Origin of the sequence: Neobacillus vireti (genome assembly GCF_001026695.1) — a bacterium.
GTDB classification, from domain to species: Bacteria; Bacillota; Bacilli; order Bacillales; family Cytobacillaceae; genus Neobacillus; species Neobacillus vireti.
Window position 1 is genome coordinate 113,797 of the sequence record NZ_LDNB01000002.1, and the last position, 26,004, is coordinate 139,800.

The 26,004-nt window shown below is 40.2% G+C and carries 27 protein-coding genes and 1 riboswitch; of the genes, 15 read left to right on the forward strand and 12 right to left on the reverse strand.

Annotation, left to right across the window (positions count from 1 at the left end; translation table 11 throughout):
* Positions 1 to 112: 112 nt before the first annotated feature.
* Positions 113 to 349, reverse strand: a complete 237-nt coding sequence (locus tag AA980_RS00865; protein WP_024028499.1) for an IDEAL domain-containing protein — start codon at positions 347 to 349, stop codon at positions 113 to 115.
* A gap of 193 nt (positions 350 to 542) precedes the next feature.
* Here AA980_RS00865 and AA980_RS00870 point away from each other — a divergent pair, with 193 nt between their 5' ends.
* The gene (locus AA980_RS00870; RefSeq protein WP_024028498.1) at positions 543 to 1,118 is read left to right on the forward strand and encodes a competence protein ComK; all 576 of its coding nucleotides are present in this window, start codon (positions 543 to 545) and stop codon (positions 1,116 to 1,118) included.
* A gap of 19 nt (positions 1,119 to 1,137) precedes the next feature.
* On the opposite strand, the gene AA980_RS00875 is transcribed toward AA980_RS00870, so the two are convergent.
* Positions 1,138 to 1,503 (reverse strand): hypothetical protein, encoded by a 366-nt coding sequence (locus AA980_RS00875; protein WP_024028497.1) that lies wholly within the window; start codon positions 1,501 to 1,503, stop codon positions 1,138 to 1,140.
* 266 nt (positions 1,504 to 1,769) lie between these two features.
* Here AA980_RS00875 and AA980_RS00880 point away from each other — a divergent pair, with 266 nt between their 5' ends.
* From AA980_RS00880 to addA, 5 genes are all read left to right on the forward strand, one after another.
* The gene (locus AA980_RS00880; protein ID WP_024028496.1) at positions 1,770 to 2,714 is read left to right on the forward strand and encodes an LCP family protein; all 945 of its coding nucleotides are present in this window, start codon (positions 1,770 to 1,772) and stop codon (positions 2,712 to 2,714) included.
* 40 nt (positions 2,715 to 2,754) lie between these two features.
* Positions 2,755 to 3,420, forward strand: a complete 666-nt coding sequence (locus tag AA980_RS00885; protein WP_024028495.1) for a TVP38/TMEM64 family protein — start codon at positions 2,755 to 2,757, stop codon at positions 3,418 to 3,420.
* Positions 3,410 to 3,964: a signal peptidase I gene (lepB, locus tag AA980_RS00890; protein ID WP_024028494.1), complete on the forward strand. Its 555-nt coding sequence runs from the start codon at positions 3,410 to 3,412 to the stop codon at positions 3,962 to 3,964. Before AA980_RS00885 ends, lepB begins: the two co-directional genes overlap by 11 nt.
* A gap of 242 nt (positions 3,965 to 4,206) precedes the next feature.
* On the forward strand, positions 4,207 to 7,680 hold the full coding sequence (gene addB, locus AA980_RS00895) for a helicase-exonuclease AddAB subunit AddB (RefSeq protein WP_024028493.1): 3,474 nt from the start codon (positions 4,207 to 4,209) through the stop codon (positions 7,678 to 7,680).
* Complete coding sequence (addA, locus tag AA980_RS00900) at positions 7,673 to 11,455, forward strand: helicase-exonuclease AddAB subunit AddA (protein WP_024028492.1); 3,783 nt, start codon at positions 7,673 to 7,675, stop codon at positions 11,453 to 11,455. Before addB ends, addA begins: the two co-directional genes overlap by 8 nt.
* Before the next feature lie 43 nt (positions 11,456 to 11,498).
* On the opposite strand, the gene AA980_RS00905 is transcribed toward addA, so the two are convergent.
* The 6 genes from AA980_RS00905 to AA980_RS00930 all read right to left on the reverse strand — a co-directional run bounded on the left by AA980_RS00905 (position 11,499) and on the right by AA980_RS00930 (position 13,559).
* Positions 11,499 to 11,717, reverse strand: a complete 219-nt coding sequence (locus tag AA980_RS00905) for a spore germination protein (protein ID WP_024028491.1) — start codon at positions 11,715 to 11,717, stop codon at positions 11,499 to 11,501.
* A 62-nt stretch (positions 11,718 to 11,779) separates the two neighbouring features.
* Entirely contained in the window at positions 11,780 to 12,166 is a 387-nt protein-coding gene (locus tag AA980_RS00910) for a spore germination protein GerPE (protein ID WP_024028490.1), read from the reverse strand.
* Complete coding sequence (locus AA980_RS00915) at positions 12,147 to 12,353, reverse strand: germination protein (protein WP_024028489.1); 207 nt, start codon at positions 12,351 to 12,353, stop codon at positions 12,147 to 12,149. The genes AA980_RS00910 and AA980_RS00915 overlap by 20 nt, the downstream gene beginning before the upstream one ends.
* Positions 12,350 to 12,967 (reverse strand): spore germination protein GerPC, encoded by a 618-nt coding sequence (gerPC, locus tag AA980_RS00920; protein ID WP_024028488.1) that lies wholly within the window; start codon positions 12,965 to 12,967, stop codon positions 12,350 to 12,352. The genes AA980_RS00915 and gerPC overlap by 4 nt, the downstream gene beginning before the upstream one ends.
* Positions 12,968 to 13,080: 113 nt before the next feature.
* Positions 13,081 to 13,320, reverse strand: coding sequence for a spore germination protein GerPB (locus AA980_RS00925; RefSeq protein WP_024028487.1), 240 nt, complete (start codon positions 13,318 to 13,320; stop codon positions 13,081 to 13,083).
* Between the two features lie 17 nt (positions 13,321 to 13,337).
* A complete protein-coding gene (locus AA980_RS00930; protein WP_024028486.1) occupies positions 13,338 to 13,559 on the reverse strand; it encodes a spore germination protein in 222 nt (73 codons plus the stop codon).
* A gap of 285 nt (positions 13,560 to 13,844) precedes the next feature.
* Positions 13,845 to 13,931: riboswitch (cyclic di-GMP riboswitch) on the forward strand.
* Between the two features lie 150 nt (positions 13,932 to 14,081).
* Here AA980_RS00930 and AA980_RS00935 point away from each other — a divergent pair.
* The 5 genes from AA980_RS00935 (at position 14,082) to AA980_RS00955 (ending at position 17,554) form a co-directional block, all read left to right on the forward strand.
* Positions 14,082 to 15,308, forward strand: a complete 1,227-nt coding sequence (locus AA980_RS00935; protein ID WP_024028485.1) for a CpaF family protein — start codon at positions 14,082 to 14,084, stop codon at positions 15,306 to 15,308.
* A 177-nt stretch (positions 15,309 to 15,485) separates the two neighbouring features.
* Positions 15,486 to 16,412 carry a fumarylacetoacetate hydrolase family protein gene (locus AA980_RS00940; RefSeq protein WP_024028484.1) on the forward strand — a complete coding sequence of 309 codons (927 nt, stop codon included), beginning with the start codon at positions 15,486 to 15,488 and terminating at the stop codon, positions 16,410 to 16,412.
* Positions 16,413 to 16,517: 105 nt separating this feature from the next.
* The gene (locus tag AA980_RS00945) at positions 16,518 to 16,868 is read left to right on the forward strand and encodes a YisL family protein (RefSeq protein WP_024028483.1); all 351 of its coding nucleotides are present in this window, start codon (positions 16,518 to 16,520) and stop codon (positions 16,866 to 16,868) included.
* A 139-nt stretch (positions 16,869 to 17,007) separates the two neighbouring features.
* Positions 17,008 to 17,280: a ubiquitin-like small modifier protein 1 gene (locus AA980_RS00950; RefSeq protein ID WP_024028482.1), complete on the forward strand. Its 273-nt coding sequence runs from the start codon at positions 17,008 to 17,010 to the stop codon at positions 17,278 to 17,280.
* Positions 17,281 to 17,332: 52 nt separating this feature from the next.
* On the forward strand, positions 17,333 to 17,554 hold the full coding sequence (locus AA980_RS00955) for a hypothetical protein (protein ID WP_024028481.1): 222 nt from the start codon (positions 17,333 to 17,335) through the stop codon (positions 17,552 to 17,554).
* Positions 17,555 to 17,590: 36 nt separating this feature from the next.
* Here the strand turns inward: AA980_RS00955 and AA980_RS00960 are convergent, their stop codons facing one another.
* The gene (locus AA980_RS00960; protein ID WP_024028480.1) at positions 17,591 to 19,420 is read right to left on the reverse strand and encodes an aldehyde ferredoxin oxidoreductase family protein; all 1,830 of its coding nucleotides are present in this window, start codon (positions 19,418 to 19,420) and stop codon (positions 17,591 to 17,593) included.
* A gap of 212 nt (positions 19,421 to 19,632) precedes the next feature.
* Here AA980_RS00960 and AA980_RS00965 point away from each other — a divergent pair, with 212 nt between their 5' ends.
* A complete protein-coding gene (locus tag AA980_RS00965; RefSeq protein WP_024028479.1) occupies positions 19,633 to 20,661 on the forward strand; it encodes a ThiF family adenylyltransferase in 1,029 nt (342 codons plus the stop codon).
* Between the two features lie 48 nt (positions 20,662 to 20,709).
* Here the strand turns inward: AA980_RS00965 and AA980_RS00970 are convergent, their stop codons facing one another.
* Positions 20,710 to 21,273, reverse strand: coding sequence for a DUF2777 domain-containing protein (locus tag AA980_RS00970; protein ID WP_024028478.1), 564 nt, complete (start codon positions 21,271 to 21,273; stop codon positions 20,710 to 20,712).
* Positions 21,274 to 21,775: 502 nt separating this feature from the next.
* Between AA980_RS00970 and AA980_RS00975 the strand changes: the two genes are divergently transcribed.
* Positions 21,776 to 23,299 (forward strand): alpha-amylase family glycosyl hydrolase, encoded by a 1,524-nt coding sequence (locus AA980_RS00975; protein ID WP_024028477.1) that lies wholly within the window; start codon positions 21,776 to 21,778, stop codon positions 23,297 to 23,299.
* Positions 23,300 to 23,337: 38 nt separating this feature from the next.
* Here the strand turns inward: AA980_RS00975 and AA980_RS00980 are convergent, their stop codons facing one another.
* A complete protein-coding gene (locus AA980_RS00980; RefSeq protein ID WP_024028476.1) occupies positions 23,338 to 24,210 on the reverse strand; it encodes an SDR family oxidoreductase in 873 nt (290 codons plus the stop codon).
* A gap of 97 nt (positions 24,211 to 24,307) precedes the next feature.
* Positions 24,308 to 24,799, reverse strand: coding sequence for a YajQ family cyclic di-GMP-binding protein (locus tag AA980_RS00985; RefSeq protein ID WP_024028475.1), 492 nt, complete (start codon positions 24,797 to 24,799; stop codon positions 24,308 to 24,310).
* 135 nt (positions 24,800 to 24,934) lie between these two features.
* On the opposite strand from AA980_RS00985, the gene AA980_RS00990 reads away from it, so the two are divergent.
* Entirely contained in the window at positions 24,935 to 25,798 is an 864-nt protein-coding gene (locus AA980_RS00990) for a CvfB family protein (protein WP_024028474.1), read from the forward strand.
* A 71-nt stretch (positions 25,799 to 25,869) separates the two neighbouring features.
* Positions 25,870 to 26,001: a DUF3941 domain-containing protein gene (locus AA980_RS26005; protein ID WP_024028473.1), complete on the forward strand. Its 132-nt coding sequence runs from the start codon at positions 25,870 to 25,872 to the stop codon at positions 25,999 to 26,001.
* Positions 26,002 to 26,004 lie beyond the last annotated feature (3 nt).

Genomic DNA, 26,004 nt, shown 5'->3' on the forward strand with positions numbered 1-26,004 from the left:
CCCGTTAGGGCGAAGACAGAGGCGTAGTTGCCCTTATGCCTGTTAGGAAAGGTATACTTTCTTATCGGCCAAAAAAAGAACCGCCATAACGACGGTTCTGTTGGAGTGTGTTTTAAGTTCCAAATCGTTTATTAATTTCCTTCAGCTGCCCAGATAAACGGAGAAATAATTTTTTGTCCTGACGATCAATGGCCAAGTCAATGTTCCGCAATAATTTTTCCTTTTCTACTGTAAGCTGGATTTCGGATAGGAGCATCTCGATGTATAAATCTTGGACGAAGTTCTCTTTCATTCGATTGCGTTTCATAGCACCAAGCTTCATTAATTCGGTGTATGATTTTTCATTCATGAAAATCACCTCTGATGCTTTTTATAATTATATGGATTTTTTTGCTTAATATCAACAATAATTATAATTTTCTGAAAAACATTTTCTTTAACATAAAATTTGTGAATAAATTAGCACATTTCAGAATTATGGGTGGAATCGTGAACCAGTAGTGGTAAGATGTGGTGGATACCAAAAAAAGGAGTTGAATGTGTTGCAGGAAAAGGTAATAGAAGATTATGAGGTTAATTCTCGTACCATGTTTATTGTCCCGGTGAAATATGGAAGTAAAGTTTATTCCAAAATTTACGAAGTGGAGGATGTGTTTTTGTGTCCGTTAAGCCCACTGGAGATTATCAAAAAAAGCTGCAATTATTTTGGAGTCGATTATGAAAGCAGGAGAAAGGGCTCTCGAAATATCATTGGCAATAAACGAAAGCTTCCGATTGTAATTGAATTAACTAACCAGCTCATCTTTTTTCCTACGCTATCACCATATAGCAAGGAATGTATTTGGATTGCATCTGAACATGTGAAGGATTATCAGCGTATTGGGCCACAAGAGGCAATAATCCTTTTCTATAATAAACAAACCCACCGCTTCCCAGTGCCCTGCTCAACAATTGAAGCGCAAATGTTAAAAACTTCGTTATTAAAAACAGAACTTCTGAAGAGAATAGAACATAATGAGAAAAGGCTAAATTATATATTGAGCAGAACTAAACTGCCCCAGGCATTAGAAACCACTAGTCAATACGAGAGTGAGTTTCATGTGAAAAATCCGAAATAATTGCTTCTTATTTCTTACGCTAACGGGATAGGTGTTTTTTTAATAAATACGCTTCCATTAATTCTTGAACCTTGTTGCGAATTCTTGGATTAAAGTAATTATGGTTTTCTTCATAACCTTTATAAATAAACATGAACATCGTAAAGGCATCATCCCGTTTAGTTTCAATGACTTGAAGTTTATTCTTTTTCAAATACTGTTTTACCTCAGAAAGTTCCTTCTGCACGTCCTTCAATGCCTCTTCGATTAAATCCAAATAAGGCTTCTTTAATTTAAATGGCGCATTTTCCACTACAGATAAATCTCGGTTTAAGACGATTAGTACCATCGGTAAATAAATAGCCTTCTCCATGATGTCACGATCTTCCTCAGGAATTCTGGTCATTCTGCCACCCGCACCTTTCTAAAATATCGAACTAATGTTCCTATATAATTTTACAAAAAAGAAACCTTAAAAGCAATAGAACTTTTCCTTTAGTAGCTCGTCGATAATTGACGAGCTTTCTTTGTTGCAAAAAATGACCGAAATATGAGAAAGTTTTTATTAATAGAAGGATATCTGATAGGGGAAAATGAATTAAATGAAAAAACCTTTAAAAAAAAAGCCGCATATAGGCGAAGTTCAAATCAAGAGCGAATGGGTGGGAAACAATGAGGGTAGATAGATATCAACAGAAAAAGAAAAAGAGAAGATGGACGTCCATTTTGCTTGTATGCCTATTACTAATCGGCGCAGTTGCTGGCTATGCTTATTTTCAGTTTAACCAAGGAGTTAACCAATCATTAAAAAAAATAAATAATGATAATAAACAAGCAAATGAGGTCTACACATTTGAAGGGAAAAAAGATCAGTATGGGGATACGAATATCCTCTTGCTAGGCAGTGACGCACGGGGAAAAGAAAAGGCCCGAGCAGATACAATCATGATTGCTCATTATAACGAAGACAAAGGGACATTTAAGCTGACTTCTATAATGAGAGATAGTTACGTCGAAATTCCGGGATATGGCAAGCATAAAATCAATTCGGCCTTTGCCCGCGGCGGGCCGGAATTAATAAGGAAGACAATTAAACAGAATTTTGATATCGATCTGCAATATTATGCAATTGTCGATTTTGATGGCTTTGTCCAGCTGATTGACGAAGCTTTCCCGGATGGCGTCGAAATAAATGTAGAGAAAAAGATGGAGAAAAATATATATATGACGCTAGAGCCCGGTCTGCAAAGATTGAATGGCACGCAAATGCTTGGCTATGTACGCTTCCGGTACGATGCCATGAGCGATTTTGGAAGGGTAGAGCGTCAGCAAAAAGCAGTTAAAGCAATTAGAGAGCAATTAAGTGGATTTAAAACGATTACCAAACTCCCCAAATTAATTGGTGTCCTCAGTCCATACGTAAATACAAATATCGATACAGCAGATGCGTTATTTATGGGTAAGGACTTCCTTTCTAGTAATAGAGGCACAATGGCAACACTTAGGATTCCGGTTGAAAACAGTTTTACGGAACCGCGAATACAAGGGGAAGGAGCCGTTTTGGATATTGATGTCGAAAAAAACAAAGAGGCACTGCATCAATTTATTACCCAGTAACATCGTTCAAACCAACTAAAGAAAATGTAAGGAGATTCGGATGGACTTTGAAGCATTAAAAGATTGGTTTACACTTGAAAATATTATGAGTCTCATACAGGAATATCGAGCCTTAGGTCCGATACCGGGCATCTTGCTTGTCGTCCTTGAAGCATTTTTGCCGTTTCTCCCGTTGTTTATATTTGTCATGGCAAATGCAAATGCCTTTGGACTTTGGCTCGGATTTTTATATTCATGGCTAGGAGCGTGTTTGGGCGCACTCTTGGTCTTTATGCTCATTAGAAAATATGGACAAAAAAGGATATTTATTTTTTTATCCAAGCACCCGAAGGTCCGAAAGCTGATGTACTGGGTAGAACGCCATGGATTTGGCCCCCTCTTTCTACTGCTTTGTTTTCCATTTACACCGTCAGCAATCGTAAACATCGTTGCCGGTCTTTCGAAAATAAGAACGGCCCAATATATGCTGGCCGTGTGCATCGGGAAAATGGTGATGATTTTTACGATGAGCTTTATTGGTTATGATATTCGTTCACTGATTACTCAGCCCTACCGGACCGTTCTGGTATTAATTATTATTCTCATTCTTTGGTTTGTTGGCAAAAGAATTGAAGGAAGAATGAATAAGACTATAGAAAATGACCATAATGAAGGAATAGATAGAAACAAAGAAAAGGAGAAACGGAGGAACTTCAATGAAAATTGAATGGAAAAAGGAAGGCATGGAATGGGTTAAGGCATTTGCGATTGGAATTATTATTTTTGCGTTTATTCGTACCTTTTTCTTTTCCAACTATGTAGTAGAAGGTGAATCAATGATGCCGACCTTGCAGGATGGAAATAAGCTGGTGGTCAATAAGCTTGGTTACCAAGTAGGCGAATTGAATCGCTTTGATGTCATTGTGTTTCACGCAAATGCGAAAGAAGATTTTGTCAAACGGATAATTGGTCTTCCAGGGGATAAAATTGAATATCGAAACGATGAGTTATACATTAATGGGCATAAGTATGAGGAGCCATTCTTAAATGTTTATAAACAAAAAGCACAAGGAGTTAAAATAACAGGTGATTTCAGCTTGGAGGAACTTACCGGAGAAAATAAGGTGCCTGATGGGAAATTATTTGTGCTTGGCGATAATCGATTAGGCAGCTGGGACAGCCGCCAATTCGGATTCATTGCTACTGCTCAGGTTGTTGGAAAAGTGGACTTGCGTTACTGGCCGCTAAATGAAATGAATATTCATTTTTAACATAGAGCACGATTGCAAAAAATCGTGTTTTTTTTATTGGCCGATAGGAAAGTATAACTTTCCTATCAGGCATAAGGGCAACTACGCCTCTGTCTTCGCCCTAACGGGCTTGCCAATCGGCGAGTTTTCATTAAATTTTTTTCCATATTTGGTTTGATTCTGTTCCTGTATAATCCAAACGCCTGTGCTCATTTTATGGTAGAATAAGAGATACATAGGAATGAGGAAAGCGGGGTTAGTTAATGTCATTAAGAATGGTAATTGGACGGTCAGGAAGCGGTAAAACAGCGATGTTTCTTGATGAAATAAAAAAAAGGCTAATCGAAGACCCAGAAGGAACACCGCTTATTTATCTCGTGCCAGAACAAATGACGTTTCTATCAGAATACCGATTAGCAACAGACTCAAGCGTTGGCGGGATGATTCGAGCACAGGTGTTTAGTTTTTCCCGTTTAGCATGGAGAATTCTGCAGGAGACAGGCGGGATTAGCCGCTTACATTTAAGCAGTGTCGGGATGAGTATGTTAATTCGTAAAATAATTGACGAGAATATTGACCAGTTAAAGCTTTTTCAACGGGCTGCTGATAAAAATGGCTTCGTCCAGCAAATAGAACAAATAATCACCGAATTTAAACGGTATTGTATTACACCCGAGGAGCTGACACAGGGATCAGTAAATTCCAAAGCATTAAAAGATAAATTATCTGATTTAGAAATGATCTATCAACGGTTTGAAGATGAGATTTTTGGCAAATACATTGATTCAGAAGATTATTTTCGACTCTTAGCCGAGAAAATTGCAGCCTCAGCATATTTAAAAGAGGCAGAAATCTATATTGATGGTTTTTATCATTTTTCACCGCAGGAATATCGAGTGATGGTGGAATTAATGAAACATTGTAAAAGTGTGTCCATCGCCATGACGACAGACCGTCTGGCCTTCGAGACGGCACCGGATGAACTTGATTTGTTCCGCGCCGCAAGCGAAACGTGTTACACCATTTATGAGTTGGCAAAATCTGCGGGTATCCAAATCGATCAACCAGTAATCTTACGAGAGCAAAAAAAATGGAGTCAGCCTTCTTTAGGATATTTAGAGGAAAGATTTGATGCGCGGCCAGTAGCTGCCTTTCATGGGGAGACAGCGATTCATATTAGTCAGGCAGTCAATCGACGAGCTGAGATTGAAGGGATTGCCCGCGAAATTCGTCAAATAGTCCGGACAAAGGGGTACCGTTACAGAGATATCGCCTTGTTAATTAGAAATGGCGGCGATTATCATGAAATCGTAGAGCCGGTTTTCGCCGATTATCAGATTCCCTATTTTATCGATCAAAAGCGAACGATGCTGAATCATCCTCTTATTGAATTGATTCGCTCAAGTCTTGAAGTAATTAATTCTTACTGGCGCTATGAACCTGTTTTTCGAGCTATCAAAACAGACCTGCTATATCCTTTACAGGAAAATCCCAATAAAATGCGCGAGAAGATGGACAGGCTGGAAAACTTTTGTCTAGCATACGGAATAAACGGGAGTAAATGGACGAGAAAGGACCGCTGGATTTATCGGCGCGTTCGAGGGTTAGAATTAGAGGCAAACGTCCAAACAGATGCAGAGAAAGGGATAGAACAAGAATTAAATGAATTAAAGCTCATGATTACAGCACCGATTTTGCGGCTGTCGAGACGGTTGAAAAAAGCAGACACCGGTCAAAAGCTGTGTGAAGCTGTTTATTTATATTTAGAAGAATTAGATATTCCGGAGAAGCTAGAAAACTGGAAAGCGGCGGCCGAAGAAAAGGGCAATCTTGTTCGGATGCGTGAGCACGAACAAGTGTGGAATGCTGTCATTGATCTGCTTGACCAATATGTCGAAATACTTGGGGAAGAGCAAATTACGTTAAAATCATTTGCTGCTATTTTAGAGGCAGGATTTGAATCATTACATTTTTCCCTCATTCCTCCAGCACTTGACCAGGTCTTGATTGGTGATTTAGAAAAATCAAGGCTAAATGAAATGAAAATTGTTTTCGTCGCTGGGGTCAATGAAGGTGTATTGCCTGCGAAAGTTTCTGATGAAGGAATATTGGCAGATGAAGATAGAGAAATGCTTTTAGCGGCCGGGATTAATGTCGCTCCAAGCAGCCGCACCCGTCTGCTTGATGAAAATTTCCTGGCTTACAAAGCCTTTACGGCACCAGCTGATACGCTTTATGTCAGTTATCCACTCGCTAATGATGAAGGAAAGGCGTTAATTCCTTCTTCATACATTAAACGGTTAAAAGACATGTTTCCAGACGCAAGCGAACTTTTCTATGTAACAGATCCTGCTGAACTTCCTGAGAAAGGTCAGCTAAGCTTTATATCGAATTTTACGACTGCTTTGTCCTACCTCAATGCCCAGCTTCAATTAAAAAAACGGAACTATCCAATTTCTGATTTGTGGTGGGATGTGTATAACTATTATCTTGAGGGCACCTGGAAAAACAAGGCGCAAAAAGTATTTTCCAGCCTGTTTTATTCCAACAGGACCATCCCTCTTTCGGAAGAAATAGCGAATGACTTATATGGGGAGACCATTCAGGCGAGTGTTTCTAGAATGGAATTATATAATTCCTGCGCCTTTTCACATTTTGCCCAGCACGGCCTGAAGCTTCGTGAACGGCAAATTTTCCGCTTAGAGGCACCTGATATTGGCGAGCTATTTCATGCGGCCTTAAAGCAGATTGCTGATACTGTTAATGAACAAAAGATGTCCTGGGCAGGATTAACAAGGAAACAATGTGAAGACCTTTCTAAAGAAGCGGTTAAGACTTTAGCACCCAAGCTGCAGCACGAAATATTACTGAGCTCAGAACGCCATCATTATATTAAACGCAAATTAGAGCAAATCATTACCCGAGCTTCCTACGTCTTAAGTGAGCATGCAAAGGTAAGTGGATTCTCGCCAATTGGTTTGGAGCTTGGCTTTGGACCAAATGGAAAGCTGCCGCCGTTATCCTTCACATTGAAGAATGGTAAGAGAATGGAATTGGCCGGGAGGATTGACAGAGTCGACCAAGCGAAAGCTGAAGACGACAGTGTTTATTTACGGGTCATCGATTATAAATCAAGTGAAAAGGATGTCAATTTAAGTGAAGTGTATTATGGGCTTGCATTGCAAATGTTAACCTATCTTGATATTGTCGTCACCCACTCCAATGAATTAGTGGAAATGAAAACAAGCCCGGCAGGAGTCCTTTATTTCCACGTCCATAATCCATTTATCAACGCGTCCAAAATGCTGACAAATGATGAAATTGAAAACGAAATGATGAAAAAGTTTAAAATGAATGGGCTGATGCTAAGCGATCAAAATGTCATTCAGCTCATGGATCAATCGCTAGAATCCGGAGATTCGCAAATTATCGCAGCCGGAATAAAGAAAGATGGGAATTTATCGAAAAAGTCAAAGGTCGCAAGTATGGATGAATTTGCTGATCTAAGACACCATGTCCGTAATTTATATCAAAAAACAGGCAATGCAATTATCGAGGGTCAAGTTGGCATTACACCTTATAAGCTGAAAGACAAAACTCCATGTAAGTTTTGTGCCTATAAATCGGTATGCCAATTTGATGAATCGCTTGAAAATAATCAATACAGGATTCTCACTCCGCAATCGAAGGAAGCTGTTTTGGAGCGAATTAGAAGCGAGGTAAGCGAAAATGAGTAATTTCGTCATTCCACCCAGGCCGGAAGGTGCCAATTGGACAAACGACCAATGGAAAGCGATTATGGCAAGGGATCAAGATATCCTAGTCGCTGCTGCTGCAGGTTCGGGAAAAACCGCTGTCCTTGTGGAACGGATTATCCAAAAAATTCTTTCTGTTGAAGCCCCGATTGATGTTGATGAACTGTTAGTCGTGACATTTACGAACGCTTCAGCGGCAGAAATGCGCCACCGAATTGGTGAAGCTTTAGAAAAGGCGATTGATCAAGATCCAGGATCCCGGCATTTAAGAAAACAGCTTGGTTTATTGAATAAAGCATCGATTTCGACGCTTCACTCCTTTTGTATGGAGGTCATTCGTAAATATTATTATTTAATCGACGTTGATCCCGGATTCCGCATCGCTGATGAAACAGAGGCACAGTTAATCAGAGATGAAGTAATCGATGAGTTGTTTGAAGAAGAATATGGAAAAAAGGATAATGAGTCATTTTTCAACCTAGTAGATTCGTTTACCAATGATCGAAGTGACGCTGCCTTACAGGATATCGTTCGCTCAATCTACGATTTTGCTCGTTCAAGTCCGCTGCCAGACAAGTACTTACATGAAGTTGTATCGATGTATGATGTGGAGGAAATGACAAATGTAGAGGAACTACCCTTTATTCAGTCGCTTCTATTTGATGTTAAATTACAGCTTGAAGCAGCTAAGGAAATGATTAACAGAGGATTAGAGGTAACGAAGCTTCCAAACGGACCGGCACCAAGAGCGGAAAATTTTTCGGATGATTTATCCGTCATTGATACATTATTAATGGCACAGCGGGACTCCTGGGCGACGCTGTATCAAGCAATGCAAACCTGGTCTTTTTCAAGGGCGAAACCGCTGAAGAAGGACCAATATGACAAAGATTTATCTGAGAAAGCTCAAAAGCTCCGCGATAAAGCAAAGAAAAAAATCCAAGACATTAAGGACGAACTCTTTTCCCGAAAACCAGAAAGCTTTTTACGGGATTTGGCTGAGATGCGCCCATTGGTCGAAACACTTGTCCATCTTGTGAAAGAATTTTCCATCCGTTTTGAAAAGGTAAAAAGAGAAAAAGGGCTTGTTGATTATTCGGATTTGGAGCATTACTGTTTGGACATATTGACAGAAGAAATTTCAGCTGAAGGAGAATTTCTTCCATCTGCAGCTGCTCTTGCCTATAAAAGGCATTTTAATGAGGTTTATTGTGATGAGTATCAGGACGTAAATATGGTGCAGGAAACAATTTTACGACTGGTAACGAAAGAAGAAGAACAGAATGGCAATCTGTTTATGGTCGGAGATGTCAAACAATCGATCTATCGTTTCCGTTTAGCTGAGCCCAATCTTTTTTTAGGAAAGTATAGCCGCTTTAGAGTGGACGGTGAGGCATCAGGACTCCGAATAGATTTAGCGCGTAATTTCAGAAGCCGCAAAGAAGTTCTCGATGGCACCAATTATTTATTCAAACAAATCATGGGTGTCAAGGTCGGCGAAATTAATTACGATGAGGCGGCCGAATTACGAAATGGTGCCCCATATCCTGAGGATGAGTTGTTTCCGGTAGAGCTCATGCTGATTGATCAAAAGGCTGTAACAAAGGAAACACTACCAGATAGTGAAACCGAGTCGGAAGCGGAGCTGCCTGCCGAGTTTGATGCAGCTGACCTTGAGCAGTCCCAATTGGAAGCAAGAGTAATCGCGGCGAAAATTAAAGAGCTGGTTGCGAAGGGAGCACCGGTTTATAATACAAAAACGAAGTCCAGCAGGTCGATGATGTATCGCGATGTAGTGATTCTGCTTCGTTCGATGACGTGGGCGCCGCAAATCATGGAAGAGTTCAAGCAGCAAGGAATTCCGATTTATGCCAACCTATCAACTGGTTATTTTGAAGCTACAGAAGTAGCGGTAATGATGGCGCTTCTTCGCGTTATTGATAATCCCTACCAGGACATTCCGTTAGCATCTGTACTCCGTTCCCCTATCGTTGGTTTGAACGAGGAGGAACTGGCAAAAATTCGCATCCATCAAAAGCGCGGATCATTTTGGGAGGCAGTTTCTTCTTTTTGCCGGAACAAGGCGGCCGAAAACACAGAGGTGTTTTATGAAAAGGTCCGCCAATTTTATGAGTTACTAAAAGAGTGGCGGGGCATTGCACGTCAAGGGGCGCTATCTGAGCTTATTTGGCAGCTTTACCGGGATACACAGTTCTATGATTTTGCAGGCGGCCTGCCAGGTGGAAAGCAGCGTCAGGCTAATTTAAGAGCCTTATATGATAGGGCGCGGCAATATGAACAAACCTCATTCCGCGGACTTTTTCGCTTTTTACGCTTTATTGAACGGATGACGGAAAGAGGAGATGACCTCGGGGCTGCAAGGGCTCTTGGCGAGCAGGAGGATGTGGTCCGGGTTATGACCATTCACAGTAGTAAAGGACTGGAATTTCCCATTGTGTTTATTGCAGGAATGGCGAGGAACTTTAATATGGCTGATATTCGTAAACCATATATGCTCGATAAAGAATACGGATTTGCGGCGAAGTATGTAAATGCAGAAAAGCGGATTTCCTATCCATCGCTGCCACAGCTTGCCTTTAAGCGAAAGAAAAAAATGGAAATGCTTGCCGAAGAAATGCGCGTCTTATATGTGGCCATGACAAGAGCTAAAGAAAAGCTGTACATGACAGCGACATTAAAGGATGCCATAAAAAAAATCGACCAGTGGAATGACGTTTCATCCAATACGGAATGGTTGTTAAAGGATTATGAGCGAGCGTCGGCAATGAGTTATATCGACTGGGTTGGAAGAGCGCTTATCCGCCATCACGATTGCACGGATTTAAGGTTGGCAGGAGAGACTAATATGTTTGTCCCGGAAGAAATCACTAGACATCCTTCCTCCTGGAAAATTTCTTTAATGAATGCAGAAGAAATCCAAATACAAGGAATGGGGTTAGAAGAGGAAGACGATCAATTTTTGGAGCGGGTTCAAAAAGGTCAAACGGTCCAAGCAGCATCTGTTTTCGCCACTGAAATAAAGGAACGGCTGACATGGGAATATTCTTTTTCAAGTGCTGCGTCCCACCGCTCCAAACAATCGGTTTCAGAAATGAAGCGCCAAAGGGAAATGGTTGACGAGCAAAGTGGGACTGAGCTGGTTCGCAACTTTAAAAAGTCAATCAGCAAACGGCCTAAGTTCATGCAGGAGAAATCTTTAAGCCCTGCTGAGCGGGGAACAGCCATGCATATGGTGATGCAGCATGTTGATTTGACAAAGAGAGTTAGTGAAGAAACGATTAACGAACAGTTAATGTGGATGATCCAAAATGAATTGTTAACCCCTGAGCAGGCTGAAGTCATTGACAGCAAATTGATTGTTCAATTTTTCAACTCTCATTTAGGGCAAAGATATTTTCAAGCCAAAGCCATCCATCGAGAAATTCCATTTACACTTTCATTACCCGCCCATGAAGTTTATCCAGCCTGGACTGGGGAAGAAGAATCCGTTTTTATCCAAGGGATTATTGACTGCATTCTTGTGGATGAAAATGGTTTAGTATTGATTGATTATAAATCAGATGGAATAACTGACCGTTTCAAAGGTGGTTTTGAGCAAGCTAAACCAATTCTTGAAGACAGATACAAGCTCCAAATCAATTTATATACAAAGGCAATCGAACAAATTTGGAAACGCAAAGTCAATGAAAGATATTTATTTTTCTTTGATGGTGCCCATATTTTGAAAGTCGAGTAAAAATTAAAAAAATGACATAGACCAGTTAGGTTTATGTCATTTTTTAATTGTTCCCTGCAATTGGCTGGTCAATTAAATTCGTATCAAGCGTATTTGTACCACTTAACCCATTATTCGTGATAATTAAGCCGCCGGTATTAAATCCTCCAGAGCCGGCAAAGGTTTTCGTGCTGCTTTTCGGAGAAATATAAAGCGTGTCTCCAAACTGAATAATTCCTCCGCCCACATTAATGATTTGAACTGGACCAATAATCGCTGGCATAAAAAACATCCTTTTCCATATGAACTATCCAGGTTTTTGCTTTACAGTAACATATGCAGTAATCATATGTCCTGTTCATGACCTTCTAGCAGAAGCTGGCGGATATGCTTAATTCTTGCCTCCAATGAAATATACCGGCTGTTCCCCACATGTAAAATAGACGAAGAAGAAACTGCTGTAACATGCAATTTATTAACTTTTATGATTGGATTAAGATCATGGCGAAAAAAAGACATTGATTCGGTTATAGGAGGCAATGGCAGAGGCTTTTTAAAGATTCGATAAGAAGGGAAGTTTCCTTCATCTCCGAAAAATATTTCTGCTTCTCTTTGAACAGCCAGCGCCCGGGAAAATCCATTAATGATGGAGGAATCCCCTAGCTGAATAATAGAGCTAAAAGCTACCTGCTTTACTTCGAGATGGTCAACGTTAGAGGTTCGGGTCAGCATAACCAGGGGTCACATCCCGTTCTAACGGAACAAACGGCCCAATAATTAATGATTCAGGCGGTGTGTCAAACGCAGATGTCAGTTGGATTGTTTCTGTATCGCCCACCATAAATAACGAGGAGCTTGCTACCCCAATGATTCTTATGCTTTCGACATGGAGGACTCGGTTGTAAACCTCAAAGTTCATTCCTTCTTCATTCCTTTCACATGCTCAGGTAAGTTATTTAAAAAGACATTGACACCACTTTGAATTTCCTGCTTTAGTGCTTCTATGACTATTTTCTCGATTGGCGATGCTCCATTAGCCGACTGAACCTTACCAGCGTTAGCTTTAAGATGAAAGTCAATCCGGCTTGGAAGCTGTTTGATAATATCTTCTTTAATGAAGGATAAATAGGACTCATTTGGCGGTATCGCTAGGTTCCTTTGGGTATCATTAATTATTTGCGGCAAGTCTGTTTGTAAATATTCATGAATGGCTTCTTCAATTTCCATAGATAAACGCATTTGTTCTTTAGGAGAAAATGGCGCTTGTAATGATTGGTTTTGAACGGCAAGGTCCTCAATTCCCGATAAATCGTTGGGATTTAAGCCAATATTTAACGTTCCTTCAAGTGTCTCAACCTTCAATTGATCAAATTTATATTCAATTGTATCAACATGAACAGTGGGCTTTTCCCGAATTTGTTTTAAATCCACTTTTAATTTTTGAATAGTCTGTTCTAATGTTGCAATTCTTTTTTCTTGTGCTTGAATATTCATCTGCAACCATTGAAGATATTGGTAAACATCCTGATACACGTAAATCACCTCGTCTGCGAATCGCCTTTTATGCTTGTGTTCTAACTATATGCAGCAACACATTTGGATTTGCTGATTTTCCACAAGTTCAAAAGGCGGACAAGGTTTTCCGATTATCTAACAGGGGCTTGCAATGGTACTGAAGGTGCTAATATTTGCCCTTGTATTTGACCTTCTATATGCCCTTCGGGTTTTATTCCCGCTGGCGCAGGTTTTGTGAAGCCGCCCGTATTATATAGAAGTGCTTGAGGCTTTATGATTCCAGCGCTCCCGATTTGCAGGACAGAGGAATTGGTAATACCGCCAATTTTTATAAGATATATTTGAATGGACTGTTGGATATAAAAATTCATTTAGAACCACCCGTTCATTACATATTAAGGAGATTATTTTGATCAAGGACATCCGGATCATTTGTATTCGTTGAACTTAATCGGTTGTTAACATCAACCTGGTCGCCAGTGTTAAAAGAACCGGCACCAGAAAATGTTTTAGCCGTAGCAAATGGCATGATTTTATAGACATCACCAATATGAAAAATAGAACTATTCCCAAGTGTAATGACCTGTGCAACTCCAACAATCGCTGGCATGAACAACACCCTTTATGATTATTTCTCTTTACATCCTATGTATGGGCGAATGTAATGTGATTTGTTCGCCTAATTTTAGTTGGAAATCCCCAAAAAATATTGCCATTATTTTCATGAAAAATGGTTATATTCACACTATCATCGTAATTTATTAGGTTATTAGACTAAAAATAAGTCTAATTGCCTAGTGATTTAGACACGGAATGATAAATTAGTAGGATATTCGATACGGTTAAAACGTACTATTATGTGAGTAAGAGATCAGTCGGAAAAACAAACACTGAATCTCGATAAAGGCAAAGCTGATGAAAATCAGTGACGCAAAGCTACAGGGGCTAAGGTGCGAAGGCACTACGCCAGCCAGTTACCGAAAGATCAGGTTGTTTCATATTAGATATTCTTTTGTCTGCATAGGTGTATGCCTATGTGTTCATGGATGTTCTATGTTTATTAACCCCCCTTTCGGTAAAGGCGGGGTTATTTCTATTGCATTGGAAATAATGATAAGGTGGGGTTGAATGAATGAGTTTACTTGCGCGAATTCAAAAAAAAAACAATCCAATCGTTGGAGAACCGAAAAGGCATGATTCTTCTCTTGAAAATCAACCTCGCTCATCCATGCACGACATGGAGTTCCGCAGACAAATTGATCGGAAAAAAGTGGTCGATGAACTAATTAATGATTTTACTGGCTTTGGACCAATTAATCCACTTTTGTTAGATGAGGATGTTTCTGAAGTCATGGTTAATGGCCCAGACCAAGTATATTGTGAGCGGAAAGGAAAATTAGTGCTAACAGAAGTTTCATTCCGTGACAACGAGCATGTCATGAAAGTAATAGAAAAAATTGTTTCACCGCTAGGAAAGAGAATTGACGAAAGTTCACCAATAGTTGATGTCAGACTTCCGGACGGCTCACGTGTAAATGCGATTATTCCACCGCTTGCCCTAAATGGTCCAACGATTAGCATCAGGAAAATTGCTAAGGACTCTTTTCAGATTAACGATTTAATCAATTTCGGAACGGTTACAGAGGAAATCGTGAGTTTCCTTGATGCCTGTGTCAAGGCAAGGTTAAATATGTTTGTAAGTGGTGGTACTGGTTCCGGAAAAACAACCACACTCAATGTCCTGTCCAATTTTATTCCAGATGATGAAAGAATCGTGACAATTGAGGATGCAGCTGAAATCCAACTGGGGCAGGAGCATGTTGTTTCATTAGAGTCGCGCCCTCCAAATATTGAAGGTAAAGGGGGAATCGCAATTCGCGAACTTGTTAGAAACTCTCTAAGGATGCGACCTGACCGGGTCATTATTGGGGAGGTCCGCGGGGAAGTGGCCCTCGATATGCTTGAGGTAATGAACACTGGATATGATGGTTCCTTAGCGACAGGTCATTCAAACAGTCCAAGGGATATGATTTCCCGGCTTGAAACAATGGTTCTATTAGCCAGAGTGGATTTACCGGTAATGGCAATCCGGGAACAAATTGCCGGTGCAATTGATGTGATTATTCAGCAGTCGCGCCTAAAGGACGGGACAAGAAAAATTGTCAGCATTACCGAGGTACAGGGTATGGAAGGGGAAATAATCCAGTTACAAGATATTTTTACTTTTAAAGAAGAAGGGCTTAATTCAGATGGAAAAATAATGGGCAGTCTTGTTCCAACCGGTGTAAGACCGAAGTTCTATGAGCGTCTCGAAGCCTCTGGAATTCATATTTCGGCATCGGTGTTTATTGAAAATTAGGAGTAGAGCTAATGAAACTCTTCCTTATATTCTCCTTTTTCAATTTATTGAGCCTTTTTAAAAATAGATAGACCCTTTGCATTAAGTGTAAAGGGCTTTTTATGTTACTATATTTATTAGATTGTTCTGTTTATTTTTTTGATAAGTCGCAGTCAATAAAAACAGGGGTGAGTAACAATGAGATTTGTAACAGTCCAATATAATAATGAACCGTTTGTAGGTGTAGTCGATGCCAATGAATCAAAAATACTTTTACTTAATCCTGCTGAAGAAGCAAGGACAGGACAAAAATGCTTCCCAGCTTCCTTGCTGGAATGTATCGCCTTGGAGGAGCGTTTTATCAATCAAGTCAATGGTCTTTTAGAATGGGTGGAAAGTAACGGGAAATCTGATTCATTTTTCATTCCGCTAGAAGCGGCGACCTTGCTTGCGCCAATCCCAAGACCGGAAAAGAACATCTTTTGTGTAGGGAAAAATTATGCGGAGCATGCGATTGAAATGGGGAGCGCAGAAGATATCCCTGAGGATGTTATGGTGTTTACCAAAGCGCCTACCACAGTTATTGGTCCTAATGGAACGATTCTTTCCCATCATAATGTAACGAGCCAGCTGGATTATGAAGGAGAACTAGCAGTAATCATTGGAAAACAGGGCCGGGCGATAAAGAAAGAAGAGGCACTTGATTATGTTTTCGGGTATACCATTATTAATGATGTAACAGCGCGTGATTTACAATCAAGGCACAAACAATTTTTCATCGGAAAAAGCTTGGATACGACATGCCCAATGGGACCGTGGATTGTCCATAAAAGCATGATAGACAATCCCAATCTTTTGGATATTCAAACAAAGGTAAACGGAGAGATAAGGCAAAACTCTAATACTAAGAATTTTATTTTTCCTGTCGAGGAGGTCATATCCGTATTATCAGCAGGTATGACGCTTGAACCAGGTGATATTATAGCAACGGGCACTCCTGCTGGTGTAGGGAAAGGTTTCAACCCCCCTAAATTTTTGCAACCTGGCGACCAAATAGATATTTCAGTTGAAGGAATCGGTACTTTGGTAAACAAGGTTGGGGATAAGGAAGCCTACGACTTATAAAAAAACATACTCTGTTTATCACTATATCGGGGTTCATTTCTTCGTATTTTAAAATTGCCTATGGTATGATATAGTCGAAAAAGTTTACATAGGGAGGCAATTTAAATGATTCACGGTCATGTAACAGCTTGGGCTTTAGCTCTAATATTATTTTTTGTAGCGCTTTTCTTGCATAAAGGCGGAAAGGCAAAAGGATTTAAAATTGTCCAAATGATTTTAAGAGTACTATATTTGCTGATTATTGGAACCGGAATTGGGATGCTTGTTAAGACCGGTTTGGACACTGAACATATATTAAAAGCAGCTGCAGGACTGTGGATAGTCGTTTTATTTGAAATGATTCTTAGTCGTGTCGCAAAAAACAGAAGGACATCTGTTTATTGGATCCAGTTTGTGGTTGCATGGGTACTTGTTCTTTATTTAGGTTTTCATGTTTTACATATTTATGATATTTAATATCTATAATGATATTAAACCAAGGCTGCTGAGAATTTAATCCTCGTCAGCCTTTTTATTTTGCGGAAGACGATAATCAAGGGTGACAACATTGGTCATTGGTTTTAAAATTGGTAGTAGTAGAGAGGAGAGGATCCATATGCTCGTAAAGGTGTTTGCAAATCTCCGGCAAATTTGCGGCGGGGTAACGGTAAAGGTGCAGCCTGATGGGGACCGAGTTATCGATGTGCTGGATAAAATGATTGTGATGTTCCCTGAATTAAAGAATGAAATATTTACAGCAGAAAAAGAGCTACTTCCGTTTGTCCATGTGTATGTTAATGGGAGGAATATTATCCATCTTGACAACCTTCAGACTAAGGTCGAGGAAACTGACCAGTTTGCGCTTTTCCCTCCGGTTGCAGGCGGCTGATGTGATAATAAGAGATTTAGAGTTTCGCGGAATAAACCGGGAGCACCTCGGGATGTATTTTGAAGAACTCGGTGCAGTGCCAATGTCGGACACCTTCCCTTACGTCTTTGCTGGGGATGGCTGGAGCGGAAAAATCTTATCTGAAAAGGAAATAGCATTTACTACAAGTTTTAAAGTTAATGCAGTACAAGTCCGTTTTGAAGCGGAGAATGAAGTTGCAATGTTAGAACTCATCAAACAATATCGGTACAAAACAACCAGAATAGGCGGTTAAAAGGCTCCTGCACAATATAACGCAGGAGCCTTTTTATTACGCTAATTGATTTTCAGGGTCAATTATTCCTAGTTCACGAAGTTTTTCTTCCGGTACCAGTCCGTCTTTCCAGCCGCGGACTTGATAGTATTCTTCTAGCATGATATCCATTCGGCTGACAGCCCCGGCACTGTTTCCAGAAGCAGGTTCTTCAGTGAACCGTTTTGGCAGGAAGTCATCGTCACGCTGATTAAAGCCAGCAAGGTTATTATAGTATCGCTCAAGATTATAAATTCTTTCTCCAGCCTTCATCACGTCATCCGCTGTCAATTGGACGCCAGTCATCGCACTATATTGCTCGGCATAATGCTCAGCGTTTTCAGAGAAGGAGGAGAACTTACAAATATTCATAGAATCAGAGAAGGCAAGCATATCTTGGAATACCTTTAATAATTCCCCTTTCCCTTCAGGCTGCAGGCGGTCAGTTGGTTCAGGTATGCCGGCAATTTCACTGGCTACTGTATAACCGCGCAGGTGGCAGGCACCGCGATTACTTGTTGCATAACCAAGGCCAATACCTTGGATTCCGCGAGGATCGTAAGCTGGAATAGATTGACCCTTAACGGACATGGATAATTCAGGAGCACCCCAAAGTGCTGTGGCACGTGCTGGACCTTCAGCAAGAACACCGCCAAAGCCTTCACGGTAAGCAATTTTTCTTGTTAATTCAATCATGGAGTCGGCGTCACCCCAGACTAACTCTTCGGAAATGATCCCTTTTTCATAGGCCTCCATCGTTACAGAGAAGGCGTGCCCTAGCTCAATCGTATCAAGACCATATTCATTACAGCGGTCAATCATATAAGAAATCGCTTCCGCATCGCTTAACAAACAGTTGGAACCAAGCGACCAGGCAGACTCAAACTCAATACTTTCGACGCGTGTCTTATATTTACCATCTTTTACTTCAACTTCAATTTTACAGCCAACCGGGCAGGCATGGCAGGTGTTGTTGGCCACACGTAAATGGGTGTTAACATATTCACCGCTGTGCTTTTCTGCCTCATCCCAGTGAGTAAGCTGTGAGTTTTTTGTTGGCAGTGCCCCGACTTCATTAATTAAGTTTGTTAACACGTTTGTACCATAAACGGATAATCCGCCTTTATTTGGTGCTGTTAAGCCGCCGTCAAGAATCGCTTTAACCGCCTTTTTGTTGGCTTCCTTATAGTCACCATCCAATTTTGGCACTGGCATATTGCCTTTTTGCGCAGCCTTAATCACAATTGCCTTTAATTTTTTATAGCCGGCAACAGCAGCTGTACCGCCGCGGCCTGCTGCACGGTCATGTTCATTAATAAAGGAGGCGAAACGAACGGTATTTTCACCAGCTTGACCAATGGTCATCACACTTAGGTCAGACTCACCGTATTGGTCTTTCATTGCCTTGATAAATGTTCTTGTACTTGTTCCCCAATAGTCAGAAGCATCACGGATTTCTGCTTTACCATCTTCAATATAAAGGTAAACAGGCTTATCGCTTTTTCCAGTAAAAATAATATTATCGACGCCGGCCCATTTCAAACGCGCAGCTGTCCAGCCGCCGATATGGGAATCGGTAACAGTACCGGTTAGCGGCGATTTTGTTACCACACAAAGGCGTCCGCTCATGGACGAACGTGAACCGGTGACAGGACCAGTCATGATACATAGAGCATTTTCTGCCGATAACGGTTCGACTTCAGGACCGTTATCTAAAACATATTTGACCCCAAGTCCCCGGCCGCCAATATACTTTTTTGCATCCTCTTCGTTGATGGACCTGTATCCAACCGTTCCTTCCGTTAAATCAACTAGCACTTCCTTATTTTTAAACCCGCCTAGATTCAATGTTTTTCCCTCGCTTTCAATTAAATTAATCTCTTATCAACTAGCTAAGAGATTGCGCCAAAAATTATCTATAAACCCAATATTTATTATACACTTTTTAGAATATTATTAAAATTAAAATATATGTAAAGAATGATAATTTGATAAGATAATAGTATATTGCTGTTTTTGATATTGGGAGTAAACAAAGATTTTGAAAAGAGGAATAATCGATGGATAATTTAGAACGTTATTCAAGACAAATTCTTTTTCGGGCGATCGGGGAAGAGGGACAGCGAAAATTGCTGACAAGCAGAGTAGCTATTGTTGGAGCAGGAGCACTTGGCACCGTGATTGCAAACCATCTTGTCCGCTCCGGTGTTGGCCATCTTAGGTTGATTGATCGTGATTTGGTGGAATTATCCAATCTGCAGCGGCAAACGCTTTTTGATGAGGAAGATGCCAGATTAAATCTTCCTAAGGTTATTGCTGCCCAAAAAAGACTAAATAAAATTAATTCCTCGATAACTGTAGAGGCAGTGATTGCTGATTTAAACCTCGATAATGCAGAAGAATTATTAAGCGGATTTGAAGTCATTGTCGATGGCACGGATAATTTTATGACCCGGTTCTTAATTAACGATGTCGCTGTTAAATCCGGAACCCCGTGGGTACATGGCGCTGCGGTAAGTTCTAGAGGAATGTTTGCCGTGATAAAACCAGGGATTACCCCATGCTATCGTTGTCTGTTTCCACATGTGCCGGCCGGAACGGGTGAAACATGTGATACGGTCGGCGTCCTATCGCCATTAACAGATATTATCGGCTCCTATCAAGCAATGGAAACAATTAAATTATTGGTCGAGGCGGATACCACTCCTAACCTGGAACAAATTGATATTTGGGATGTTACTGCGATGCAAATGGATATTTCTAACGGAAGGAATCCAAATTGTCCTACATGTGTCCAAGGACAATTTGACTTTCTAGACAGGTCTTCTGAGCTTCAGGTTGCATTTACGACCCTATGCGGCCGTAATACAGTTCAAATCAATCCAAGGAATAAAGGGGAGCTTGATTTGAAAAAATTAGCAGAGTTTCTGAAGGTTAGCGGAAAAGTGGCGGGAAATGAATTTTTATTGCGTTTTTATCCGGAAGCGGATATTTCAATTGTCGTATTTAAGGATGCCCGCGTCCTCATCCATGGAACAAATGATATTGTTAAAGCAAAAATGCTCTTTGCAAAATATATAGGGAACTAACCTTATGCCGCTATAAAAGGAGGGCATGGATTATTCCATGCCTCTTCCTTATGAAATCATCTTTTCAATTATTAAACGCTTACCGGTATTTAGGGTGAATTCAAACCGGTCATTAATCTTTTCAAAGTAGCAAAAATGATGCTGAACATTACAAATTTGCTCCTGGTTATCAAACACCATAAAGTTCACACCATCTTTTCGCTGTTCATCTGATAAAAACGATAAATGGTTATAACAATAGATGCAATCGAAAATGGAGAAGTTTAATGAGTTTAAAGTGGTGATGAAATGGAAAAAGGCATCATCATTTATCCCCTCTAACAATCTTTCGAGTGAATAGATTAAATGTTTCCTAATCCGCACTAAATCATGGTCGCGGAGCATGATGGCTTCATTCCCAATGCGGATTTTACCTGATTCAAACAATATTCCCTTTCTCCAGCGATTCTTCCGAAAGATTTCTATCTCCTGCTGCAGATAATCTTCTAGCATCGCAGCCTCTTCGGACTCCTCATCAAAAAATATCCATTGATCGTTTATTTGTTCAACAGTTCCTTCGGTATAGGCTCGCTTTTGAATATCGAATAGATAGATTCGTTGTTGTCGATTCATTGTTAACCTCCGTGCCAGATGCTTACATATCCTTTTTAGACATCTTCCTGAAATTTTATAACCTGATTATTTTAAAAGAATAAGGATAAAACTCCCTAATCTTGATAACACTTACCCAAAGTGATTTCGAATTTTCAATTTATGGACAATTAACCAAAAAAAATGGGCTGAATACAATAGAGCATGTAATAAAAGTAAGAAAAAGCTGGTAACAATTTGCGCTTATCTGTAATAGGCAATGATAAAAACAAACAGAAAATGTCCGCAAAATTCCCCTTACTAAAGGATATTCCTGTAAAGGTCATTCTGATACAGAAGTCCTGTTAAATGCCTATAAAGAATGGGCATAAAAATGTGAGAATTTCTTAAGAAGGGAACAATTTAATAAATTGCGGATATATTGCCGATTCAAGGTGAATTTATTTGGAATAAAATCCTGATTCAATTAAAATGGTTGTAGGGAAGGGGTAATCCTCTTCCCTTTTTATGAGGAGGAAAAGATATGAAAAAGTGGACACTCTTTTTGGCGGCGTTATTACTATTCTCAGCAACTCCTGCAGATGCTGCTGTAAAAAAAGAAGGCAGGCTGTGGCAGGATGAATCGGTTTATTCAATCATGATAGACCGTTTCAACAATGGGGATATAAAAAATGATCTGGATGTTAACGCAAAAGATCCGCTTAGCTTTAACGGCGGTGACTTTCAAGGAATTATTGAAAGATTAGATTACATACATGATATGGGATTTACCGCGATTCGCTTGACTCCTATCTTCGCTAATGCTAAGAATGGCTACCATGGCTATTGGGTAGAGGATTTTTACAAGACGGACGAGCATTTTGGTTCTATTAAGACTTTTCAAGAGCTTGTAAAAGAAGCGCATAAACGAAAGATGAAGGTAATTTTCGATTTTGTCACGAATAACGTAGCAGCCAGTCATCCATGGGTAAGTGAAGCCAGCAAGCAGGAATGGTTTCATGAAAAACGGCAGATTGGCGATTTGAATAATCAACAGGAGCTTGAAAATGGCTGGGTCGATGGTTTGCCGGACCTTAATCAGGACAACCCCGAGGTTAGGAAATACTTAATTGATGCAGCGAAATGGTGGATTAAGAAAACGAATGTGGATGGGTATAGTCTGCCAGAGGTAAACAATGTACCGCTTAGCTTTTGGGCTGATTTTTCAAAGGAAGTGAAGAAAGAGAAGCCAGACTTTTTCCTGCTGGGTGTAATGTCAAAAAATACTTCCTCTGACTTGAAGAAATACGAAACAGCAGGAATAGACAGCCTGTTTGATTACTCATATAATGCCGAATTAAGAAAAACGCTGGCAACAACAGATCAATCCTTCAGTAACCTTTATCCAAATGCTGTTGACAGTCAGCCATCCTTTTTAAGGCCAAATTTTATGGATGATGAATATTCTGTAAGATTTACAAATGATATTGTTGAAAAGAGGCAATTCCCAGGCTCACGCTGGAAAACAGCGTTGACTTATCTTTATACCACCCCAGGAATTCCGATGGTTTATTACGGAACTGATATCGCCCTAAGTGGGGGAGAAATTCCCGATAATCGCCAACAAATGAATTTCAGGACGGAGAAAGAACTGATTGATTATATAACCAAGATTGGCGATTTAAGAAATCAACTTCCATCTTTGACAAGAGGGACGATGGAAATCCTTTATGACAAGCAAGGCATGGTTGTTTATAAACGAGTCTTTCAAGGTGAAACAACGGTTATTGCAATAAATAATACGAGCAAATCGCAGAAGGTAATCTTAACAGCTGAGCAGCTAGCGGGCAGCAAAGAACTCCGCGGCTTACTTGCCGGGGACATTGTCCGCAGCCATGATAATCAATATATTCTGATAATCGATCGTGATAATTCAGAAATATATGTCCAAACAGAAAAAAGCGGAATTAATATCACACTAATTGCGTCGTTGGTTTTTGTTTATATACTTGTCTTTATCTTCTTGTTCTTTATCATCAAAAGAAGAAAAAATAAAATAAAAGAATAAAACGCAACGGCGGGATGATCCCCGCCGTTAAATTTTTCTTATCCATTTACGATTGTCCCGCCGTTGACGTGAATCATTTGGCCGCTGACATAAGAGGAATCATCAGAGGCCAGGAAAACATAGCTTGGTGCGAGCTCGTATGGTTGTCCGGCTCTTCCCATCGGAGTGGTTGAACCAAATGTTGCTACTTTGTCAGCGGTAAATGTTGAGGGAATCAGCGGCGTCCAAATTGGTCCCGGAGCAACACCATTGACTCTGATTCCTTGCGATGCCAATGATTTTGAAAGCGAGCGGGTAAAGGAGACAATCGCTCCTTTTGATGCAGAGTAATCCAATAATTGTTCATTTCCTTCGTACGCTGTGATTGAAGCGGTGTTTATTATGGATGCACCTGCCTTTAAAAAGGGAAGGGCCATTTTTGTCATATAAAAATAGGAAAAAATATTGGTCCTGAATGTTTTTTCGAGCTGGGCAGAAGTAATATTCAGCAGGCTTGGCTGTGGATGCTGCTCAGCAGCATTGTTTACAAGAATGTCGAGCTTGCCAAATTCAGCAATTGTATGATTAACAACCTCCTTACAAAATTCCTCATTTCCAATATCACCAGCATAGAGAAGACATTTTCGCCCCTCCGCTTCAATAAGCTGCTTTGTCTCTTCCGCGTCCTGATGCTCTTCTAAGTAGACAATCACGATATCTGCGCCTTCTTTGGCAAAATAAATAGCGACAGATTTTCCAATACCACTGTCGGCTCCTGTGATAATGGCTGTTTTGCCCGCTAATTTTCCACCAGCCTGATAATTGGCATCAACAGATGTCGGCCGGGGGTTCATTTCACTTTCTAGTCCAGGCTGCCCGTTCTGATGCTGAGGTGGAAAGGTCGGCTTTTGACTATTTTGATTATTGCTCACTTTACGAAAACCTCCATATGTTTATTCAATTGTTAGTGTTTGATAAATGAGCAAAAATATGAAAAAAGGCGTGAAGGAAAACTCCTTCAGCCTTTTTTTAACGATAATTTATAAACTGCACATCTACTGTTAAGTCAGCCTCACGAACCAAGGAAATGATCTTTTGCAAGTCATCTCTGTTTTTACCGCTAACCCGCACTTGATCGTCCTGCACTTGACTTTTCACCTTTACACCACTGTTTTTGATAATCGTATTAATCTTTTTGGCATTTTCTTTATCGATACCTTGGACAAGCTTGGCTCTTTGGCGGACAGTGCCTGCAGATGCTTTTTCGATTTTTCCGTAATCAAGATTTCTAACCGGGATACCTCGTTTAATCATTTTGCTAAACATAACATCCTTCAGCTGGTCCATTTTGTATTCATCATCTGAAATGAGGACAAGCTCCTCTTTATCAAGTGTCACTTCACTTTTGCTGCCTTTAAAGTCGTAGCGCGTGCCAATTTCTTTCATTGTTTGTGTAATTGCATTTGTTACCTCAGAAAAGTCCACTTTGGATACAATATCAAATGAGCTGTCTTTTGACATAACCAAACCTCCATTTTATCAACAATAGCCAGAAACATTACCTGCTAAAGTTTCCCTTTATGGCTACATTATAGTAAAATATAGCGGTTATAACAAGATTCAGGGAAATCTCCATGAACAGAAAGGGGAGTTAAAATGTCTTTAGATCAACTTGTTGGCCAAACAACAACATTATCCGTTGCCCGTAAAGCGGCATTCGGTTATTTTTTAACGGACGGAAATGAAGATGTTTTGCTGCATATAAATCAAGCCAATCAAGAATTGGAAGAGGGAGATCAAGTAGAGGTATTTCTTTATGTTGATTCGGAAGGACGAACTTCGGCTTCTACTACCATCCCGGAAATAGCCGTTGGCCGCTATGCCTGGGTTAAGGTAACAGATTCAAATCCGAAAATAGGCGTTTTCTTAAATATTGGGCTTCCAAAGGATATTTTGTTAGGGATAGACGATTTGCCAACACATAAATCAGTCTGGCCACAGACAGGAGATTTAGTCTATATCACATTAAAGCTGAGCCGCAATTATTTGCTTTATGCGAAGCTTGCCACTGATCCGATAATAGAATCTATATCCGTAAAAGCAACAAGAGAACATTTCAACAAAAATGTTCAGGGACATATTTACCGAACAGCAAAAGTAGGAAGCTGGATTTATACAATTGAAGGATTCAAAGGGTTCATTCATGAATCACAGCGGCAGCAGGAGCCGCGTTTAGGGCAAAAGGTCGAAGGGCGAATTATCGACATAAAGGAAGACGGCTCGATTAACGTCTCCTTGCTTGCCAGGAAAGAGGAATCCCAAGATCAAGATGCAGAAAGAATATATGAATATTTAGTGAGTAGAAATGGTGCCATGCCATTTAGCGATAAGAGTATGCCGGAAGAAATTCAAGAGCGTTTTGGCTTAAGCAAGGGGGCGTTTAAACGTGCCCTAGGGAAATTGATGAAAGATGGCAAGGTGTATCAAGAAGGCAGCTGGACCTATGTTAAGAAAGATTAAGCAGTTGAATACATACTCTTTTTTAGATTGCTTACACTAATAAGCGTAAGCAATCTGAAAGGGGTAAGGTTATGCCGCATACTTCTGATAATGACAAAAAAGCAAAAGATAATAATGCCCTAAGACACGAAAAGAATATGATGCGCGAGAAAAATCGTCAGGCGGGAAAAAATCAATACTCTAAACAGACAGACCATAAATAAAAA